The organism is Trinickia violacea (genome assembly GCF_005280735.1).
GTDB classification, from domain to species: Bacteria; Pseudomonadota; Gammaproteobacteria; order Burkholderiales; family Burkholderiaceae; genus Trinickia_A; species Trinickia_A violacea.
Genome location: NZ_CP040077.1, coordinates 1,410,337 through 1,429,579, shown reverse-complemented (window position 1 = coordinate 1,429,579; position 19,243 = coordinate 1,410,337). Strand labels below are relative to the sequence as shown.

General features: G+C 61.8%; 17 protein-coding genes. 8 read left to right on the top strand and 9 right to left on the bottom strand.

The genetic code is table 11. From position 1 onward, the window contains the following. The 4 genes from FAZ95_RS06565 to FAZ95_RS06550 are packed head-to-tail and all read right to left on the bottom strand — an operon-like array spanning nucleotide 1 to nucleotide 5,115. A complete protein-coding gene (locus FAZ95_RS06565) occupies nucleotides 1–2,250 on the bottom strand; it encodes a heavy metal translocating P-type ATPase (protein WP_137331709.1) in 2,250 nt (749 codons plus the stop codon). A 14-nt stretch (nucleotides 2,251–2,264) separates the two neighbouring features. Continuing rightward, nucleotides 2,265–2,855 carry a c-type cytochrome gene (locus FAZ95_RS06560; protein ID WP_137331708.1) on the bottom strand — a complete coding sequence of 197 codons (591 nt, stop codon included), beginning with the start codon at nucleotides 2,853–2,855 and terminating at the stop codon, nucleotides 2,265–2,267. After that, the gene (locus FAZ95_RS06555; RefSeq protein WP_137331707.1) at nucleotides 2,852–3,448 is read right to left on the bottom strand and encodes a cbb3-type cytochrome c oxidase subunit II; all 597 of its coding nucleotides are present in this window, start codon (nucleotides 3,446–3,448) and stop codon (nucleotides 2,852–2,854) included. Before FAZ95_RS06555 ends, FAZ95_RS06560 begins: the two co-directional genes overlap by 4 nt. Before the next feature lie 2 nt (nucleotides 3,449–3,450). After that, nucleotides 3,451–5,115: a cbb3-type cytochrome c oxidase subunit I gene (locus tag FAZ95_RS06550; RefSeq protein ID WP_137331706.1), complete on the bottom strand. Its 1,665-nt coding sequence runs from the start codon at nucleotides 5,113–5,115 to the stop codon at nucleotides 3,451–3,453. A 655-nt stretch (nucleotides 5,116–5,770) separates the two neighbouring features. Here FAZ95_RS06550 and FAZ95_RS06545 point away from each other — a divergent pair. From FAZ95_RS06545 to FAZ95_RS06520, 6 genes are all read left to right on the top strand, one after another. Beyond that, nucleotides 5,771–6,574 (top strand): enoyl-CoA hydratase-related protein, encoded by an 804-nt coding sequence (locus FAZ95_RS06545; protein ID WP_137331705.1) that lies wholly within the window; start codon nucleotides 5,771–5,773, stop codon nucleotides 6,572–6,574. Between the two features lie 92 nt (nucleotides 6,575–6,666). Beyond that, a complete protein-coding gene (locus FAZ95_RS06540; protein ID WP_137331704.1) occupies nucleotides 6,667–7,896 on the top strand; it encodes a CaiB/BaiF CoA transferase family protein in 1,230 nt (409 codons plus the stop codon). An 87-nt stretch (nucleotides 7,897–7,983) separates the two neighbouring features. Further along, a complete protein-coding gene (locus FAZ95_RS06535) occupies nucleotides 7,984–8,739 on the top strand; it encodes an acetoacetate decarboxylase (protein WP_137331703.1) in 756 nt (251 codons plus the stop codon). 23 nt (nucleotides 8,740–8,762) lie between these two features. After that, nucleotides 8,763–9,968 (top strand): acyl-CoA dehydrogenase family protein, encoded by a 1,206-nt coding sequence (locus FAZ95_RS06530; RefSeq protein WP_137331702.1) that lies wholly within the window; start codon nucleotides 8,763–8,765, stop codon nucleotides 9,966–9,968. Between the two features lie 28 nt (nucleotides 9,969–9,996). Continuing rightward, complete coding sequence (locus tag FAZ95_RS06525) at nucleotides 9,997–10,932, top strand: 3-hydroxyacyl-CoA dehydrogenase NAD-binding domain-containing protein (RefSeq protein ID WP_137331701.1); 936 nt, start codon at nucleotides 9,997–9,999, stop codon at nucleotides 10,930–10,932. A 63-nt stretch (nucleotides 10,933–10,995) separates the two neighbouring features. Beyond that, nucleotides 10,996–12,465, top strand: a complete 1,470-nt coding sequence (locus FAZ95_RS06520) for a mechanosensitive ion channel family protein (RefSeq protein ID WP_137331700.1) — start codon at nucleotides 10,996–10,998, stop codon at nucleotides 12,463–12,465. Nucleotides 12,466–12,507: 42 nt separating this feature from the next. On the opposite strand, the gene FAZ95_RS06515 is transcribed toward FAZ95_RS06520, so the two are convergent. Beyond that, nucleotides 12,508–13,296 carry an alpha/beta fold hydrolase gene (locus FAZ95_RS06515; RefSeq protein WP_137331699.1) on the bottom strand — a complete coding sequence of 263 codons (789 nt, stop codon included), beginning with the start codon at nucleotides 13,294–13,296 and terminating at the stop codon, nucleotides 12,508–12,510. A 374-nt stretch (nucleotides 13,297–13,670) separates the two neighbouring features. On the opposite strand from FAZ95_RS06515, the gene FAZ95_RS06510 reads away from it, so the two are divergent. Then, entirely contained in the window at nucleotides 13,671–14,546 is an 876-nt protein-coding gene (locus FAZ95_RS06510) for a helix-turn-helix domain-containing protein (RefSeq protein ID WP_137331698.1), read from the top strand. An 80-nt stretch (nucleotides 14,547–14,626) separates the two neighbouring features. On the opposite strand, the gene FAZ95_RS06505 is transcribed toward FAZ95_RS06510, so the two are convergent. The 4 genes from FAZ95_RS06505 to FAZ95_RS06490 form a co-directional block, all read right to left on the bottom strand. Continuing rightward, nucleotides 14,627–15,562: a fumarylacetoacetate hydrolase family protein gene (locus FAZ95_RS06505; protein ID WP_137331697.1), complete on the bottom strand. Its 936-nt coding sequence runs from the start codon at nucleotides 15,560–15,562 to the stop codon at nucleotides 14,627–14,629. 53 nt (nucleotides 15,563–15,615) lie between these two features. Then, nucleotides 15,616–16,941, bottom strand: a complete 1,326-nt coding sequence (locus FAZ95_RS06500) for an MFS transporter (RefSeq protein ID WP_137331696.1) — start codon at nucleotides 16,939–16,941, stop codon at nucleotides 15,616–15,618. A gap of 98 nt (nucleotides 16,942–17,039) precedes the next feature. Then, the gene (locus tag FAZ95_RS06495; protein ID WP_137331695.1) at nucleotides 17,040–18,248 is read right to left on the bottom strand and encodes an acetamidase/formamidase family protein; all 1,209 of its coding nucleotides are present in this window, start codon (nucleotides 18,246–18,248) and stop codon (nucleotides 17,040–17,042) included. A 36-nt stretch (nucleotides 18,249–18,284) separates the two neighbouring features. Further along, a complete protein-coding gene (locus tag FAZ95_RS06490; protein WP_217497428.1) occupies nucleotides 18,285–18,830 on the bottom strand; it encodes a GlcG/HbpS family heme-binding protein in 546 nt (181 codons plus the stop codon). A 170-nt stretch (nucleotides 18,831–19,000) separates the two neighbouring features. Here FAZ95_RS06490 and FAZ95_RS06485 point away from each other — a divergent pair, with 170 nt between their 5' ends. Next, a complete protein-coding gene (locus FAZ95_RS06485) occupies nucleotides 19,001–19,183 on the top strand; it encodes a hypothetical protein (protein ID WP_137331694.1) in 183 nt (60 codons plus the stop codon). Nucleotides 19,184–19,243: the final 60 nt, after the last annotated feature.

Below are 19,243 nucleotides of genomic sequence, written 5' to 3'. Positions count from 1 at the left end.
CTATTTAGTGAGCAATATGCGCAAAGGCGCACTGCCCTGTTTCTGTTTCGGGACGCGCCGCTCCTTCTTCCCCTTCACTGCCAGCCGAGAGGAATTCAGCGTGACCGACAATGAGCTCGCGATCATCAGTACGGCAGCCATTGCCGGGGACACAAGTCCCGATACGGCGAGCGGAATCGCGAGGACGTTGTAAATCGCTGCTGCAATCAGGTTTTGGCGCATCGCTCGCGCGGTCTGGCGAGCGAGCGAGAGCGCAACGTCCAGTTTTTCAATCCCGCCATCGACAAGCACCACCGACGCTGCAGCGATCGAGGATGCCGATGCACTGCCCACAGCGACGCCGAGGTCGGCCGCGGCAAGCGCCGGGGCGTCGTTGAGTCCATCGCCGACGAAGGCCACCTTTGCGCCTGAGGCCTGCGCGGCCACAATCCGATGCGCCTTATCTTCGGGGGCCTGACTCGCGTAAACGGCGCAATCGTCGATGCCGACGGCTTCTGCTATGCGCAGCGCAACACCCATCTGGTCGCCGGTCAGCATGGCGAGACCCGCGCCTGCTGCCCGTATTTGCGAAAGCGCGTGTGCCGCGCCTGAGCGCGGCTTATCGGAGAAGTAAAGCGCACCGAGCCATTGACCGTTGCGCGCAACGTGTATCGTCGTATGTTCGGTCGTGACTTCAGGCGTGCAAATGCCACAGGCAATCAGAAACGCGCCGCGCCCAACGAGGATGCAAGTCCCGTCAGCACCGGTCCATTCGACGCCCGACCCCGGCACGGCACGGGACGATCCGGCGGCCGCCTCGACCGATGCCCGGCGCGACTGAGGCAGGAGCGCGCAGACAGCTTTCGCTAGGGGGTGCTCACTGCCCCGCCCCGCTATGGCCGCCGCTGCGACAAGTTCGGCCTCGCTAACTCCCATCGCCACGCGCGAGCCGACTAGCTGAGGCGTGCCCTCGGTCAGCGTTCCGGTCTTGTCCAGAAAGAAGAGCGCGATGTGACCGGCCTTCTCGATCGCCTCTACATCGCGAAACAGGATGCCCGCCCGCGCAGCTCTGCCGACACCGGCGTTGAGCGCGAGCGGCACGGCCATGCCAAGCGCACAAGGACACGTTATGACCAGCACTGCGATGGCGCGCTCGATCGCGCCGGCCATTGCCATGCTGTTGGCCATGCCCCATGCGAGGGTCAGCGCCGCAAGCACGCAGATTCCCGGCGCCAGATAGCGGGTGAATCGCTCGGCGAGCGCCTGGGTCGCCGTTTTACGGGCCAGCATCTGCCGCACGCTGCGCGCGATGAGGTCCACGCGCCGTTCACCCCATATGCGCTTGACGGCAACCAGCAATTCGCCCTCCCCATTGAGGGCACCAGCCTCGACAACATCGCCCGGCTCCACGGTCTTGAATACGGTTTCACCGGTCAATAACGAGCGGTCCAGAGATGACATGCCTCGAGTGACGACGCCGTCCAGCGGCACGCGTTCACCGGGGCAAATGCGGATGACGTCGCCGCGTTCCACCCGTTTGGCCAACACACGGATTTCGGCTCCGGTCGCGTCGATGACTCGTGCCGTCTCGGGAGGCAATTCCAGCAGACCTCTGACTGCGTCGGACGACCCGCTCCGCACGGCGGTTTCCAGCAGCCGTCCGGCCAGCAGGAAGGTCACGATCATGGCAGCGGAGTCAAAGTAGACAGTCGACGCACCGTGAATCAGGTGCCACACGGACAGAAGGCAGGATGAACTGGCGCCCAGCACAACCAGAAAGTCCATCCCCGGCGCTCGAGCGCGCAGCGTGCGCCACGCTGCGCGAAAAAACGGCAGCGCGCAGTAGCCGATAACCGGGACTGTTGTCAGGCACGCGAAAAGCGCGAGCCAATATTGCACGGCCGGCGACAGGCTGCCTTCGGGTGCGACATACAAGGTCCATTGGGCGACCATGACCCACATCGAAAAAAAGGCAGCGACGACCAGGCGGACCAGCAGGTCATGCCTGATCTTCGCGAAATGCGCCCGTCGGTCGTGGCCCGCGCCTTCGGGCACGCACTCGTACCCGAGTCTGGTGGCGTGCTGCAGGATCTGGGCGAGCGAGATCGCCGCCGGGTCCCATTGAAGCGAAGCCGATTCCGACGCGAAGCTCACCTTGGCGTCGAGGACACCCGGTTGACGCTGAAGCACGCGTTCCAATGCATTGGCGCAACTGGTGCACCACATGCCGCGCACATCGAGCACGACGCTGTCGGGGCGGTCGGATTGCATGTTGCGTGCTCGATCTAGTGCTGCGACTTCAGTTCGTCGCCACCTGCCCACGGCGTCGTGCGACTACCCAATTGGGTCCGCTCTGTCTTGACGAGGTCTGCCGTCAGCGCAGACGACTTGTTGCCGAAGCTCGCTCGAACGTGCGATGCCACCGCTGCGATTTCCGCATCGGACAGTGTCGTGCCAAATGCGGGCATCGTGCCGTTAAAGGTGGAGCCGGCGACGCTGATCTTTCCATTGATGCCGAGAAGCAGGATCAGTGCGACCGTCTTTGCGTCGCCATTCACCCATTCAGAGCCTGCCAACGGTGGGAACACACCTGGCAGCCCTGCGCCCGTCGCCTGATGGCAGGACGCACAGCGGCTGGCAAAGATCTGTGCGCCATCCGCTGCAGCCGGAGCCGCCGCACTCGTGGCGGCTGGTGCACCACCGGAGGCTGCGGTCCTGGGTGACATAAGCCCGGGATTGAGCAGGAAGTAGCTGACACCCCATACCGTGAGGCATGCCGCCACGAGCCCAAGAAGCCACGGTACAGGGTTGGTGCGCTCGGCTGGCTCCGCGTATTCCCGTGCGCGCACTCGGTCCTGCTTTCGGTTGTCGTTCATTTGGCCGCTCCGGATTCATCGGTTGCAACGGGATAGGTGTGATTGAGCGAAGTCAGGTACGCGACGAGGTCCAGCGCCTCCTGTGTCGCAACGACCTGGCCGCCCACAGGTGCGTACTGCGGAGGCAGCGTGACGACTTTCTCGCCAGGCGCAGCATGAGCCACCACCTTGAACAGAAACGGATAGGCCGGCATGACACTGCCTGGCGCCACGCTGCGCGGCTGGTACAAATGTGTGAGATGCCAGTCCACGCTCGGTTGTCGCGCGCCGATATTGAAAAGGTCTGGGCCGGTACGGGCCACGCCTAGCAGATGCGGGTAGTCATAGACGTAGTCGGCCGGTACGGAAGCACGGCCCCAGCCTCGCAAACCATCCGGTCCCAGGTCAGCGGGCCGCGGCTGCTGCGAGTGACAGTAAACACATCCCATGCCGACGTAGGTGGCTCGGCCACGCAGTTGAGCGATCGTGTAAGGCTTCAGCTGCTCCGGCGGTGACTCGTCCGTCAGTTGGCGATACGGCAGGGCAACCAGGACCAGCGTCGCGATGGCGATCATGATCAGTGCGCCAATAATGACGGTCAGAACCTTGTTCATGATCAGGCTCCTGCCGCAGGAGCGCTGCCGATGAAAGCGCGTCCGGATCGTTCAGGTCCGCGATTCATCACCATCGAGAAGAAGTGCCAGGCGAAGAGGAAGTGTCCTGCCGCCATCAGCACGCCGCCAAATGTTCTGGCTAAGAGGTAAGGCGTCAGGAGTGTGACCGAGTCCATGAATGGACGCGTTGCGTCAAGCATGGCTGCGCCCTGCAGTACGCCCCCAATGGTCAAGAGAACGAAATAAATTGCGAAGCCGATCGAGCTGAGCCAGAAATGCCAAGCAATCAGCTTCGGATAGGGCCACTCGCGCTCGAGCACGCGCGGCATCACGAAATAAATCGAGCCAAACATGATCATCGAGAAGAAGCCGTACAAGCCAAGGTGTGCGTGCGCGACCTTGTACTGCGTGAAGTGGACGAGGCGGTTGAAGAAGGGCAGCGCTTCCAGTGTCCCCTGCAACGAGACAAGCGTATAAAGCATTGCACCGAGTACGATAAAGCGCAGGGTCGGCGAATACCTTAGGGTGGCGAACCGTCCGGCCACTGTCATGTGCTGATTGACCCCGACCGCCAGCACGGGAACAACCATCATCACGCTCTGCACGACCGACACACTCACTAGCCAGTTGGGAACCGGGCCACCGATCAAGTGGTGGATACCGGCCTGACTGTAGAACATCGCAAGCGCCCAGAAGCCGACCAGCGACAGGTTGTACGAATAGATCGGGCGCCCCAGCACTTTGGCGATGAAGTAATACGCTGCCCCGACACCCAGCGGTGTAAGCCACAAGCCCAACACGTTGTGGGCAAACCACCAGTTGACGATTGCCTGTTCGACGCCGAAATGGACGTAAGGGACCTTTGCGACGATGTACAGAATCGGAAACCAGATCAACGCCGCAGAGATGTACCAAACGGATACATAGAGATGGTCAACTTTGCGCTGCAACAGGGTCAGAAAGAGCGGCACGGCACACATCGCTCCCCCCGCAGCGAGCAGGATGCCGATCTGCCACGGAATCTCGAGCCACTGCAAGCCGTCGGTCCAACCCGAAAGGATCGCGACGACGCCCGCGGCGACACCCGCGTTCCATAGCCCGGCGCCGGCCACCGCGAAACGCTCGCCCACCAGGTTGGTCTTCAACAATCTGGGGAGCATCCATAGGGCGATGCCGAGGCCAGCCATCGAAGCCCACCCGTAGATCACCATGTTTAGATGCGCAGTCCGGACACGGCCGAATGTGAGCCAAGCGGTTTGTGTCAGGAAATCGGGAGAGGTCAGCTTCTGCGAGGCGATCAATCCCGCGATGGAACCCAACACAAGCCAGAGAATCGACGAGGTAATAAACGCGAAGGCTGCGGCTCGACTAGACCTGTCCTGGGCCTCGCGTGCCTCGAGTTCCGGAGAGCCGCCGACGATCCCTTTCGAGTCCGAGCTGAAGTACGTATTAACCGAGCTGCTTTCGATGTTCTGAAGCGCAACGCGTTGCGTCGACGAGACTGCGGGCTCTTCCACCACACCGACTTCGCCCTTCTCGAATATGACGGCCGCCGCATCGGGGCCGGCCCGCATCAGGCCCTGCGTCTGGGCCCAGATAAACATAAAGAGGCCAAGCACTGAGATTAGGAACGACAGCGCGAGCAAGGCGCTTATTGTGACGTTCATAGCTGCAAAGCCTCATGGTTTGAAAAAACACGGTGACAACTGTTGGGGCGCGGGCGCGCCACTGCGCACGAGAAGCGTCTACTGACACTATCTTCGTGATCCTGACAGTAGGAAGCGGACCGATACCCTGTCTTCGCCGGTTCTCTTTGCCCGTAGCAAAACGCGCTGCCGACCCATGCTGCGAGGCTATCCCGGCCGCGCTCGGTCCGAAATTACATATTTATGTATTTGGACGAGGCCGCGCTCATCGGATCGGACTCCAGCTTTATGTAATAGCGGCGCCTTCCACAGCTCACTATCATTAAGACAAGATGGAACTCTGAAACGAACCCAGGTTCGGTGAGCGTTCAATGCTCCGATCTATTGTTGATCTTCTCGACTTCCACTTGTCGACGGGCGCACCGCATGGTGCGCTTGGAAAGCACTTCTGACCTCTGGAGGTCGCGATGCTAACGCTTTCACACTGGATAGTTGTACTCAGCAGCGCTTACATGGAATACACGACATGTACATGGGACAACAAAAGTGTTTACCGACGCACGGTCGGTTATGACCTGGTGGTCTGGTGCTGACCAGAGCAGAGGGTGCTAATCACTCGATGCCAGGACGTGTTCAACGAAAGCCAGACGTCCATAAACACGCAAAGATCAATCTGATGCCACACACTTTATCCGCGCCCTCCTTCGACACCCTTCTCTATGAAAAGAGAAATGCGACGGCCTATGTGACGCTGAACCGTCCCGAGGTGATGAACGCGCTGAATCAGAAGGCGATCGCAGAACTACACGCTGCGTTCGAAGATGCGCAAGACGACCCGCAGATTCGCGGCGTGATCATAACCGGCGCAGGCAATCGGGCATTCATCGCCGGTGCCGATATCAGCGAGTTGGCCAGGGCAACGCCAATTGAGGCCGAACGCCAGACACGTGCGGGTCAAGCGTTTCTCAATCTTGTCGAAAACCTCGGCAAGCCAGTCATTGCTGCGGTGAACGGACTGGCACTTGGCGGCGGATGCGAAACCGCGCTCGCCTGCACGATCCGGCTAGCCAGTCAGAGCGCGAAGTTCGGGCAGCCTGAAATTAAGCTGGGGTTCATCCCTGGCTTTGGCGGAACGCAACGACTTCCTCGCCTCGTCGGCAAAGGTGTCGCGCTACAACTCATCCTCACCGGCGAGATGGTGTCGGCAGAGGAAGCCTATAGGGTCGGCCTCGTGAACGAAGTCGTGGAAGCCAGCGGTCTGATCGCTCGCGCCGAAGCGATTCTGGCGCAGATTGCCGCTAACGCGCCGCTGGCCGTCGCCTATGCGATGAATGCCGTCAACCTTGGACTCAACGCGGCGTTGCCGGAAGGTCTCGCCCTGGAAGGGAAGCTTTTCGCGCTATGCGCCGCGACCGAGGACAAAAGAGAAGGGACCACGGCCTTTCTCGAGAAGCGCCCGCCGAAATTTCAGGGTCGTTGAGACGTGACGGATGTGCGTTGTTCCAGCTTGCGATCCGGACGAGCTTCCACTTGCGTTGAGTCAATACCTAACCCCGAATCGAGAACACTTTCATGATTGAAGGACAACACGTTTTTTCAGGTCTCAAGGTGCTCGATCTCGCGAGCTACATTGCGGGCCCCGCAGCCACGACGATTCTGGCCGACTTCGGCGCAGACGTCATCAAGATCGAACCGCCGGGTACGGGCGATGTCTATCGCTTCTTCTCGACCATGCCGCCGAACCCGGTGGCCAACACAAACTACGCCTGGCAGTTGACAAACCGCAACAAACGCAGCATCGCCATCGACCTCAAGTCCAGCGAAGCCAGAGAAGTACTGGTGCGCCTGGTTCAATGGGCAGACGTTGTAGTCGTCAATTTCCCGCCACGCGTGAAGGCCTCGTTGGGCGTGACCTACGAGGCCCTCTCGCCGCTCAACCCCAAGCTGATCTACGCAGACATTACCGGCTATGGTTCGGAGGGGCCCGAGGCCGACACCCCGGGTTTCGATGTCACGGCCTATTGGGCACGCTCCGGTCTCATGGAGGTCACCCACGATGCGGGCAGCCCGCCGACGCTACCCATTCCCGGGATCGGCGACCACGCCACGGCAACCACACTCTATGCTGCGATCGTCACGGCGCTCTATGTGCGCGCCACGACCGGCAAAGGCAGCCATGTGTCGACTTCGCTGATCGCCAATGGCATCTGGGCAGCTGCGGCGTGGGTCGAAGGTGGTCTCAATGGCGGTCGGTTCTTCGCCCAGCACGATCGAAAAAATCCGCCCAATGCGCTGCTCAACCCTTACCGGACAGCCGACGGGCGCTGGATCCTGCTGGTCGCGGCCCAACGCAAGGATTGGCCTGCCCTCACCCGCGCCATTGGCATGCCCGAGCTTCTGGACGATCCGCGCTTTGCCGACGACCGGCGCACCGACAACGCGGGCGCACTGGTCGAGATTCTCGACCCGTTGTTCGCCAGCCAGCCGCTTGCCTTCTGGAAACAGGCGCTCACTGCCGCGCGTGTGATTTTCGGCGTCGTGCAGGTTGCCGAGGAGATCATTCACGACCCTCAGTTGGAGGCCAATGGGATCGTCGTGCCGCTCGACTTGCCGGGCAAGCCTGCCACGCGAACGGTCAGCAATCCGATCCAGATCATGGGAGAGCAGAAGGTCAAGCCATGCGCCGCGCCGCAACTTGGCGAACACGGCGCGGAGATCCTGAAAGAGATGGGCTTCAACGAGAGCGAAATCGCACGTCTTCACGACGCGGGCGTGGTCGCACGCTTCGAAGGCTCGCTCTGAACCCGATCGCGTTTAGCGACTTGAACGAACGCCCCTGGCGGAAAACCACTGACAGGCTACCGCCCCACCACACACTCGGAGCTTCCCATGACTGAAGACGAAATCCGCGCCCGCGCTTACGCGATGCCGATCAGCAGCCCAGCCTATCCCAAGTTTCCTTTCCGTTTCGTCGATCGCGAGACGATCATCATCACCTATCGCACCGATCCCGAAGCGCTTGCCAGCTTCGTGCCCGCGCCGCTGCTTCCAGCCGAGCCTATTGTCAAATACGAGTTCATCAGCATGCCCGACTCTAGCGGGCTAGGTTCCTATACCGAGACCGGTCAAGTCGTTCCGGTGACGTTCAACGGCGAATCCGGCGGCTTCACCCACGCCATGTACCTCGACAATGAAGCCGGCATTGCTTCCGGCCGCGAGTTGCTCGGCTTTCCAAAAGTACGTGCGCAACCGAAGCTTGAAATCCGCAACGACGCGCTGGTGGGAACCCTCGACTACAACGGCGTGCGCGTTGCGACCGCAACCATGGCCTACAAGTACGAGCCGCTCGATCTCGCCGCCGTCAAGAAGACGCTCGCGGCACCCGGCTTCCTGCTGAAAATCCTGCCTCATGTCGATGGGTCGGCCCGGGTCTGCGAACTGGTCAAGTATTACGTGACCGACATCACGGTGAAAGGAGCCTGGACCGGGCCCGCCTCTCTGGAACTGCATCCTCATTGTTTCGCGCCCGTCGCAAAGCTGCCCGTGCTCGAGGTTCTATCCGCAATCCATATCCTGACCGATCTGACGATCGCGGGCGCAGAAGTCGTTCACGACTATCTGCGCGGCCCGTCTAACGCATCGTGACCCACACTCCTGAGAAAATCATCATGACTGCCAGCACGAAACCAAACCACCCGCTTCCGGATCCCGACAGCGACTTCTATCAGATTCACGAGATTCTTAGTGATGCTGAGAAAGCCCTGCTAAAGCGGGTGCGTGCCTTCATGGAGAGCGAGGTCGCTCCCGTGATCAACAAATATTGGGCCGAGGACGCGTTCCCGTTCGAGCTCATTCCCGGGATCCGGGAACTCAATATCGCCGGCGTCGGCTTCGAAGGCTACGGCTGCCCTGGCGGCAGCACGCTTCTCGATGGATTTATCGCCATGGAACTGGCGCGCGTCGACTCGTCCATCGCGACCTTCATCGGGGTCCATGGTGGACTGGCAATGGGATCGATCTTTCTCGGCGGCTCTGAGGAACAGAAGCAGAAATGGCTGCCACCCATGGCGCGATTGGAAAAAGTCGGTTGCTTCGGATTGACCGAACCGCTGGTAGGGTCGGGCGCCGGCGGCGGGTTGCTGACCACCGCTAAGCGGGAAGGCGATACGTGGATCCTAAATGGTCAAAAGCGGTGGATAGGCAATTCGACCTGGTGTGACCTATCGATTATCTGGGCACGCGACGTCGATGACAATCAGGTCAAAGGTTTCATCGTCGAGAACAAAACCACCCCGGGTTTTTCCGTCGAAAAAATCGAAAACAAGATCGCACTGCGAGTCGTGCAGAACGGCGTCATCACACTCGACCATTGCCGCGTGCCCGAAGAGAACCGCCTCCAGGGCGATTTATCCTTCCGCGATACGGCGCGGGTCCTTCGGCTTACCCGTCAATACGTCGCATGGGAAGCCGTCGGCTGCAGCATGGGCGCTTACGAACATGCGCTGCGCTACGCGCAGACTCGCGAGCAGTTCGGCAAACCGATCGCGTCATTCCAGATGATTCAGGACCACCTCGCCAAAATGCTCGGCAACATCACAGCGTCGCAATGCATGGTTGCACGGCTTGCCCAATTGCAGGACCAAGGCAAGCTGCTGGATCAGCACGCTTCACTGGCCAAGGTATTTTGCACGAGCCGTATGCGTGAAACCGTTGCATGGGCGCGGGAGATATTCGGCGGTAACGGGATCGTGCTCGACTACAACGTCGCCCGCTTCGTTGCCGACTCGGAAGCGCTCTATTCCTACGAAGGCACGCGCGAAATGAACTCCCTGATCGTCGGCAAGGCGGTCACCGGCTTTAGCGCGTTCGTCTGACCCCACTCCACTCGAAGGATTGTCAGCCATGAGCAAAGACATCAACCGCGCCGCCATTATCGGTACCGGCGTCATTGGCGCAAGTTGGGCCGCCCTGTTTCTAGCCAGAGGCCTGGACGTCGTCGCTACGGACATTGCGCCAGATGCCGGGCCAAAGCTCGAAGCATTCATCGACGCGGCGTGGCCCGCTCTGGAACGCCTGGGACTCGCGCCGGGCGCCTCGCGCTCGAGACTGCAGTTCACTGCCAATCTCGACGAAGCGGTGGCTGGGTCCGATTTTGTACAAGAGAATGGCCCCGAACGACTCGACTTCAAAAAGAACCTCTACAAGCATCTCGACGCCATTCTGGCGCCCGGCACAATCATCGCTTCGAGCTCTTCAGGTCTAACCGTGAGCGAGATCCAATCGGCTTGCGAACGACATCCCGAGCGCTGCGTGCTCGGGCATCCGTTCAATCCGCCTCACCTGATACCGCTCGTGGAAATTGTCGGAGGCGCGAAGACCTCTGAAGAGACGATCGAGCGCGCAACGGCCTTCTATCGCGGCCTGGGAAAGCGTACCGTCCGCCTGCACAAGGAGGTACCAGGACACGTGGCTAATCGCCTGCAAGCGGCGCTCTACCGGGAAATCGTGTACCTGATTTCAGAAGGGGTCGTCAGCGTGGCAGATGCGGATACGGCGGTTTGCTGGGGTCCGGGTTTGCGCTGGGGGGGTATGGGGCCTAGTCTGCTTTTTCATCTGGGCGGAGGCGACGGCGGCATCGAACATTTCTTCGACCAGTTCACTGGGCCGCTGACCGCGTGGTGGCACGTGCTTGGCACGCCCGAGTTGACCCCCGAGGTTCGGGCAACCATTATCCGAGGTGTTCACGAACAGACGAAAAACCGCTCCGTGCAGGACCTTGCTGCGCATCGCGATGAAATACTGCTCGGCCTCCTGTCCCTTCGACAGCACGAGATCTGACGTCGTCGCGCCCTTCGCGGGGCGCAACACCCGGCGCGGCGATGGCACACTCGGTGCAATGACGTGAATCTGACACTGCTATCCGCCGCCATGCTGGTCGCGATCACCATCGTGGGCGTGCTCGGGCTTCGGCAATTCTCGGACAAAGTCCGGATCACGTTCGACCTGAGTTGTTTTCTCGCCATCAGCTTCTACTTTCACAAACAGGGCATTTTCTTCCCGGTATTTCCGCCCTTGCAGGCTCCGGCCGACAGTGGCGCCTTGTGGTTGCGTGCCATAGGCGGTGCATGGTGGCTGCTGGGCTCGCGGATTATTGTCGCCGCCCTCTGGTTCGCGCTTCATCGGGATCGCCGCTCGCGCGGAGCCAGGCTTTTCTCAGACCTCTTTGCCGCCGCTATCTATGTCGCGACGGCCGCGATCGTGCTGAACTCGGTCTTCGCGCTGCCGGTAACAGGCGTGGTCGCCACCTCAGGCGTCGTGGCGATCGTGCTCGGTCTCGCTTTGCAAAACACACTAGCCGACGTGTTTTCCGGCATCGCAGTCGGCATCGAGGCACCGTTCGGCGTGGGTGATCGAATTCAGATCGCAGACAAGATCGAGGGCATCGTCGTGCAGGTCAACTGGCGGTCGATCCGGATCCACACGGACGGGGACGACATGGCGATCATTCCAAACAGCCTGATCGCCAAGGCCGAGATCATCAACAGAAGCATCCCGAGTCCGCGCAGGGCCGCATCCGTCGAACTATCCTGTCCGGGAAGTGCCGTTCCGGATCGCGTCATCGAGACCCTGCTTCACGCGACGCTGCTCTGCCCGGACATCCTCCAAACGCCGGCGCCGAGTGCCGTTCTGACTCAGCTCGGTGCGAGGCGGAACGCCTACAAAATTTCATTTATTGTCGGAGACACCAGTCTTCTCGGATCGACCAAGGATCTCCTGCTGCAAAGCGTACGCCGCCAACTGCACTATGCCGGGTTTCTTGACCAGAGCCGCCGGGAAGAACCCTCAAAGCTCAACCTCTCGGAAGAAGCGCTGACCACTCGCAGTCTGCTTCGCGACGTCATCCTGTTCGAGTGCCTCGACGAGCAACAACTCGACAGTCTTGCAGCGCTGCTCGAATTGCTTCGACTGGAACCCGGGGAAGCGCTTTTTTCGGAAGGGGCGATCGACGCCGCGCTCTATGTCGTAGCTTGGGGCATTCTCGAACTAACACAACAATCAGGAGCCTCGGCCGAAACGCTCGGCTGCATTGGTGCTGGCGAATACGTCGGCGAGATTGCCATGTTCACCGAGGCACCGCACGCGGCTACTGCCGTCGCGCGCACGCACTGCAAAGTCTATCGGCTCCCGCGCAATGCGATCGAGCCGCTGTTGGCGAAACATACCGAATTTACTGCTGATCTCGACAAATCAGTACGTCGCGGAATGGAAGCGCTTCATCGAAAGATTGCAGTTCTCGCCTCGCCTGACATGGGTCCGGCAGAGCAATTTTTGCAAAGTATTCGAAGCCTCCTTCATTTCAATTCCGATTGATGCGCCGGAAGAGGAAAAGCGGTAACGGCAAGCCGAGCTCAATCAACGCCCGTAGCGCAGCAAGAACTCCCGCAACGCCGGATTGACGCTCGCGGGATGCGTGAGATTGGGCGTGTGCCCCGCACCGTCCACCAGCACCAGCCCCTTGCAGTTCGGCAGCCCCAAGGCGAGCGCCTCGCCGCAGCTCGGGCTGATCGCAGCATCGTCCAGACCATGAAACACCATCGACGCGTGCGTAATGCTCTCAAGTCGAGGCGTGATATCGTCTCGCGTCGTCAGCGCGTCGACCGGACGCTCGAAATGGTCGCGACTCATTCGAAGCCATTTCGCGGTCCACGCCGATGCGCGATAGTCCGGGCCGAACAGGAAGGCAGCCATCGGCGACGCCACATTCGCCGCCCCATTGCGCGCCCATTCGATCTTCAGCTGTTCGAACGACGCTTTCACCGGCTCGTCATCCCGATCGCTGCGGGTCGAGATCAGCGCGAGCGCGCGAAAGCGATTGGGCTCGAGCAGCGCCGCTCGCATCGACAGGAATCCGCCTTGCGACATGCCGACGAGCGAAGCCGAATCGACCTCCAGATGATCGAGCAAACCGATCAGATCCCGAGCGGAGTCCCAGTAGCTGAAGGTGCGATCAGTCGGTCCGGTCGCACCGAAGCCGCGCTGGTCCCAAACGATGCATCGAAACACGTCACTGAGTGCGGCAACGTTCGGCTGGAACATCGCTCCGTCCATCAGAAAGCCGTGACTGAACACGATCGCCGGTGCGGTGCGCAGCCCGAATTCCTCGTAAGCGAAGCGAATTCCTTCGCGTTCAAACCATCCCATGTCTTGCCTCTCGTCAAACGTCGAGTCGCTCTGTTCGCGCCACGATGCGCGTGGTTCTCAATATAGGGTCGCCGCTCTCGCGGCGATTGGTCGAACGCGCCGGTCACTTACCCAATCGTCCGAAATTCACCTGCCTAGTCGCACTCGGGCTGCAGCACACGAATCGTTCGTTCACCCAAGTGCGGCTGCGCAGCGGAAATGGGGCCAACATGCTTTCACCGATTGACGTGTTAACAGGCATTTGATTAAGTGACGTTCGTGCGCGCATTCCGGAGTCAAGCAGTGCGCGCGCAATGGGATGCTTGCCGCGAGCATTTGATCGAAACACGCGTGACGGCACGTGCTTAGCCGATCCGCCAAGAGAGAATTTGAGTATGCCGACCGTAGTCACCGATGCAGAGAACGCAGAGAAGCCTGTCTGGATCCTGCGTGGCGATTTCGGCCGCGCGACGGTCAACTTCATCATCCGGCCGCTCGTCGCTCACGCGCATTCGCAATATCAGTTCCTGTTCAAGCTGGGCGGAAGCGATTGCGATTTCCGTGTCGCTGCAGAGGACTGCACGCTGACCGCCGAAGGCGCGATCTGCCTGAACCCCTGGGTCGAGCATGCGAAAAACGGCAACGGCGAAATGGGGTCGCTGATCCTTTCGCTGGTGATCGAACCCTCCTGGCTGCGTGACAGGTTGCAGTTGGCCGACAACGGATCGGCCGATCTCTTCCCGAACCGCTTGGTCGTGGTGACGCCGGACGTGCGTCACCATGTGGACCGTCTCGCAGCCGCGATCACCCATCATCTCGTTGCACACGACGAGGGCTGCCTGCCGATTCTGGAGGATCTGATCAAGGCGCTCGGGCGTGATTTCGCGGACCCCGCGCTCACGACGGGCATCGTGCCGTCACGTCGTCCAGTCGACTTCCGGATCCGCAAGGCGCTCGACTTCATCCAGCGGTCTCCGGTCGCGAACCCGAGCGTTGCGCAAGTCGCCGCGGAGGTCGGGCTTTCAAGATCGCGATTCTTCGAGCAGTTCCGGCGCTGCATGGGAATTTCGCCGCAGCATTACATCGACTGGGTGCGCATGTCGCACGCGATCCAACTGCTCGGCGCAAGCGACAAGCCGCTTGCCGACATCGCAGACGAACTGGGCTTCGAGGAACACAGTCACTTCACGCGCTTTTTCGCGCAGCACATGGGCGTGCCGCCGAGCGAATTCCGGCGGCACTCGGTCACGCTGACTACGCGCGAAGGCTGATCGCGCGAAGACGGCATCGCCGTCGAGCTCGCTGCCGCACGCGCCCGGCTCATGCGCCAGGCGCCTGCAGGCAGCATCCGTCACTCGACGCCGGCATATGACGGGTCTGCAATCACCCGATTGCGCAGGACGCCCAGCCCGTCGATCTCGACCTCCACACAGTCTCCCGGCCGCATGTGCACCAGACCCGGCGTCGGGAACGGCCCGTATTGCCGCGACAGATCGAGGCCCTCCACATCGTCTGGTTGCGGCTTCAGTGCGCCGGGCGTGCCCATCGCAATGAGGTCGCCGGGGCGCAACGAGTAGCCGCAGCTGAGGTAGCTGATCACATTGGCGACATCGATCAGCATGTCGTCCAACGGCGCACGCTGCCGCACGACGCCGTTGACGCGCGTGAGCACGGTGTGCCGTTGCGGGTCGCCGAACTCGTCGGGTGTCATCAGCCAAGGGCCATACGAGCCGGATGCCTCGAAATTCTTGCCCAAGCCGAATTGGCGGTTGTGCATCTGATACTCGCGCACCGAACCTTCGTTCAAGCAGGTGTAGCCCGCCACGTGCTCCATGGCGCGCTCGACGGGGATATAGCGCCCCGGCTTGCCGATGACGACGGCCAGTTCACCCTCGTAGTCGAATGCGCGCGCCACTTCATCCGGCGGCGCGACGATCGGCTCTTCTGCGCCGACGAACGACGCCGCCGTGCGCATGAAGAGATGCGGGTAGTCGGGGTTGGTTTGCAAGCCGGTTTCCGCAATGTGGCTTTTGAAATTCAGCGCCAGCGCCCACATCGCGTTCGGCCGATTGAGAAACGGCTTGAGCGTCACGTCGGCGAGCGCCCGGTCGCCAGATTTTCCCTCGACCGCTTGCCGCAGTCGCGCGAGGCCATCGCGCATTTCGAGGATATCGATGAGACCGGTAGGCAACTCAGGAGCGACATCGTGGACGGCGATGAAGTGGGTCGCGCCGGTGACGACGCCAAGCGCGGTGCGACCCGCGTTCGCATAAGCAATGATTTTCATGATTAAGACGTGATTTCGAGTTGGGTTAAGAAAAGAAAGCTGCAGTGGGGAGTTCAGTGCTCGACCAGCGCGTGACCCGCTGCCCGGCTACCCGCCCGGCGTCCGGTCAACGTCAATGCAATGAGCGTGACGATCGCGCCGAGCGCCGGCAGGATCGCGGTCAGGATGATGTCGCGCGGCGCCCAGCCCAGGGACAGCAATGCACCGCCGATCGCCGGACCGACGAACGACCCGATCCGCCCCATCGCGTGGCCCATGCCCACACCCGTCGCGCGGAGGTTCGCCGGGTAGAAGTCCACTGCGAGCGCGGTTTGTCCCATGATGCCGTTGACAAGTCCCGCGCCGATGACGCCGATCAGCAACAGCACGCCTGGCGGCGGCAAGGCGGCCTGGCTCAGCGCCGCGATGCTGGCGATCACGCAGGCCACGCCGATGGTCAGCGCCGACTTGATGCGCAGGTTGCCCTTCAGCGTCATCGCCGCGACAGCCGCCGTCATCAGCAGATTGCCGCTCAGCCCGCCGACGCTGAATGCCGCCATCCCGGCCGGGGCATGATCGAGCGAGAAGCCGAAGGCGACCAACAGCGTCGGCAGCCAGAACAGCAGCGCATAGACGTCCATGAAGATCAGAAACGAGAACAGCCAAAGCAGGCATGTGTAGCCCGCAAGACCGTTCTTGAATAGCGCCTTCAATTGATTTGCGCCCCGCTCCGCTGCGTGCTGCCCGCTTGCCTGCCCGGCTGTTCGCAGGACGCGGTAGAACGCGGGCACCACCAGGAACGGCAGCGTGCCGCCGAGCACGAAGACGGATTGCCAGCCGAACCGGTGCATGAGCGGCCCGCCCACGAGGCCGCCGATGACGGCCCCCACGGACATGCCGGTCGTCACCAGAATGGATGCGGCGACCTTGTGCTTCGCACCGAGGATGCCCGCGGAAGCCGTGATGGCGATCGGCAATGCCGCGCCCAGTCCGATCGCCGCGAGCACGCGCATCGCGGACAGGCTCATGATGTCGCCCGCATACACGGTAAGCAGCGTGCAGCCGCCGAACAGCACGACGCTCGCGAGGCCGACGAGCCTCTGTCCGATGCGATGCGCAAGCGGCCCCGTGACGACGAATCCGATCGCTGCACCGACGTTCGTCGCGACGAACACCGGCGTGAACAAGGCCGGAGCCAGTTGCCACGCACGCGCCAGCGTCGGAACGACGAACGAGATCGACGTCGTATTGAATCCGTCCAGCACGACGATGAGAAAACACACCGCCAGCGCAAAACACCGGCCCGCGCGGCCTGTTGCGGAAACTTCGGCGGAAACTGCCGCGGAAACTTCAGCGGAAGCTTCCTCCGCGACCGCGGCCTTCTTGTCTTTCACTTCCATCACATCCACTCCTCACGGCGCGTGCCTGCACGCCCCCGTCCGAAACACGGAAGCGCCGGCACCGCCGTTTGCTCGCTACATTGGAAAGGAACGCTGCATCACGCCCGCGTGTAATCGGAAATGCGTTGTTGCAACTCCGCCGAGAAAATGCGTTTGGGCAGCATGCAATGAATGCCTTTCGGCGGCTTGGTCGCGTACACCGTGCCGGTCTGATTCGCGTACTGCGACACGCGGAAGCTCCCCGCCACGCTGTAGATGCCATAGCAGTCTTCCGGCGCGATGCCGGTGGCGGCCGACAGCCAGCCGATCATCTGCCGCAGGCATGCGACCAGCGCACTGTCCAGACTGTCGGCGAAGCCGAAGCCGATCCAGTGCTCGGGCGTCTCCGCCATCGGCCCGTCGAGGGCCGACTGCTTGTGGAGCAGAAACTGGATCCGCATCTCCTCGAACGCCGTTTCGATCGACGTCTGATCGACGTTGCCCTCGCCCGACGCCCCCATCGAGCCGCCCGTCCAAACCCGCGCGCCGGTCATCTGCACTGGCAGAAAAATCGAGGTGCCGGCACCGAGCACGGCGCAATCCAGATTGCCGCCGTAGCTGCCTGCGAAATTCGCGCTGATCGGCCGGTCGCCCGGCGGTTGCGTGCCGAGATAGGCCTGAAACGGCTTCAGCGGAATGTCGACGCCGGGCACAAACGCCGCATGGGTGCGCTCGCTATTGATCTTCAGGTAGCGAAGATAGGGCTTGAAATCGTGCGGCAACGCGCCGACGCCCGGCGGCGCCGAGTTCCAGCCCCAGTCGATGGTCCGCATTTTCAGCATCCGGCATTCGACGAGATCGCCCGGCTCCGCGCCTTCGATCACGACCGGGCCGATCAACGAGAAGGCGCCGTTCGGATACTTCTTGCGGATCGGCTCGCGTTCCTTGAAGCCCATCCCGTACTTCGCTTCGTTGCCCCAATTGGTCCACGTCCCGTCGTACCACACGGTATCGCCCGGCTTGATCGTGACGGCCGGCACCGCGTTCGGCTCCATGCGTCCGACCTGAACCGTGTCCCACGATGGCACCAGGCGAACGACCTTGCCGCCGCGCAACGCATGGGGACTCGCGCCGCCTGCGGCCGCATGGGCCGATTGCGCACGGGCCGCGCCCGCAAAGCCGGCCGCGCCCGCGGCAAGCGCGCCGAAGCCGAGCCGCAGCATCGTCCGCCGGCAGATCGTCGTCGCATCCCGCGTCTCGGCGCCCGTCGTCTCCAGGTCGCTCGCCGCCATGCCGGCCGAGCGGTCAATCTCAGTGTTGCGTGTCATAAGTCATCCTGACAAAGTTTCAATGACAATGCGTGCTCAACGCACGGTGCTTGCGCCGAGCGCTTCGATCGCTTGCTTGACTACCTGGTCGTCAATCGCCGACGGGGCGCCGCTTGCGCCCAATGCGCCCAGCAAATGTCCGTTCGAGAAGACGGGGAAGGTGCCGCCCGCCGGCAGGAACGGGGCGTAATAGCCCGCGCCGGACACGTTGCTGTATTCCGACGGATCGTCGCGGTACCGCTGCTCGAGCGTCGTGCCCGATTGCCCGCCGAGCGCCACCGACGCGAACGCCTTGCCTCGCGCGAAATCGAGACTCGCGAACGGCGCCCCGTCCATGCGCGCGGCGGCGATCAGATGACCGCCGGGATCGACGACCGCGAAGCTCATCGCGAGATGGCGCGCGTTCGCTGCCGCGACCGCGAGCCCGATCAGCTTTTCGGTCTGCGCGTAGCTGAGCGAATAGGCCGGCGCGGGCGCGAGCGCGCCGGCCTCGCCGGCAGCCACGGAATGAACCACTCCCGCGAATCCCAACGACGCGATCGCCACCTGCGCCAGCTGCTGAATCGAAAACTTGAACTTCACATCCCTCTCCTTCCTGTTGCAGACGGCAGGGTCGCGTCCGTCATTCGAATCGACATCCAAAATGCTTTTAAAATCGGCCACTTTTACGGGTATTCACGAGTTAGAGCGGCAGGCGAAATCTGCCTAGCCTTGATTTCAAGCTTGCGTGACGTAGAACCTGGAGAACCCTCATGAAAACGTTGATGTATGGCGCCGCGCTAATGCTGGGGGTGCTCCTGGCAGGTTCGGCTGTTGCAAGCAATCATTTTCACGTCGATCACGAACACGACCACACGCGTTACCAGCCGCCGCCGCAGAGTCAGGGCGACGCCAGCGGATCGGCTTCCGACACGGCCCAGCACGCCAACTCGTGAGCGCTGCCCGGACCGCAACAGGGCATGACGAAACCGCCGCGTAGGAAAAACCCGTGAGAC

Coding starts and splice junctions, on each gene's coding strand:
- FAZ95_RS06495 (WP_137331695.1), bottom strand. CDS start 18,248: ATGACACGCAACACTGAGATTGACCGCTCGGCCGGCATGGCGGCGAGC.
- FAZ95_RS06560 (WP_137331708.1), bottom strand. CDS start 2,855: ATGAACGACAACCGAAAGCAGGACCGAGTGCGCGCACGGGAATACGCG.
- FAZ95_RS06530 (WP_137331702.1), top strand. CDS start 8,763: ATGACTGCCAGCACGAAACCAAACCACCCGCTTCCGGATCCCGACAGC.
- FAZ95_RS06540 (WP_137331704.1), top strand. CDS start 6,667: ATGATTGAAGGACAACACGTTTTTTCAGGTCTCAAGGTGCTCGATCTC.
- FAZ95_RS06505 (WP_137331697.1), bottom strand. CDS start 15,562: ATGAAAATCATTGCTTATGCGAACGCGGGTCGCACCGCGCTTGGCGTC.
- FAZ95_RS06510 (WP_137331698.1), top strand. CDS start 13,671: ATGCCGACCGTAGTCACCGATGCAGAGAACGCAGAGAAGCCTGTCTGG.
- FAZ95_RS06545 (WP_137331705.1), top strand. CDS start 5,771: ATGCCACACACTTTATCCGCGCCCTCCTTCGACACCCTTCTCTATGAA.
- FAZ95_RS06535 (WP_137331703.1), top strand. CDS start 7,984: ATGACTGAAGACGAAATCCGCGCCCGCGCTTACGCGATGCCGATCAGC.
- FAZ95_RS06515 (WP_137331699.1), bottom strand. CDS start 13,296: ATGGGATGGTTTGAACGCGAAGGAATTCGCTTCGCTTACGAGGAATTC.
- FAZ95_RS06525 (WP_137331701.1), top strand. CDS start 9,997: ATGAGCAAAGACATCAACCGCGCCGCCATTATCGGTACCGGCGTCATT.
- FAZ95_RS06550 (WP_137331706.1), bottom strand. CDS start 5,115: ATGAACGTCACAATAAGCGCCTTGCTCGCGCTGTCGTTCCTAATCTCA.
- FAZ95_RS06485 (WP_137331694.1), top strand. CDS start 19,001: ATGAAAACGTTGATGTATGGCGCCGCGCTAATGCTGGGGGTGCTCCTG.
- FAZ95_RS06500 (WP_137331696.1), bottom strand. CDS start 16,941: ATGGAAGTGAAAGACAAGAAGGCCGCGGTCGCGGAGGAAGCTTCCGCT.
- FAZ95_RS06555 (WP_137331707.1), bottom strand. CDS start 3,448: ATGAACAAGGTTCTGACCGTCATTATTGGCGCACTGATCATGATCGCC.
- FAZ95_RS06565 (WP_137331709.1), bottom strand. CDS start 2,250: ATGCAATCCGACCGCCCCGACAGCGTCGTGCTCGATGTGCGCGGCATG.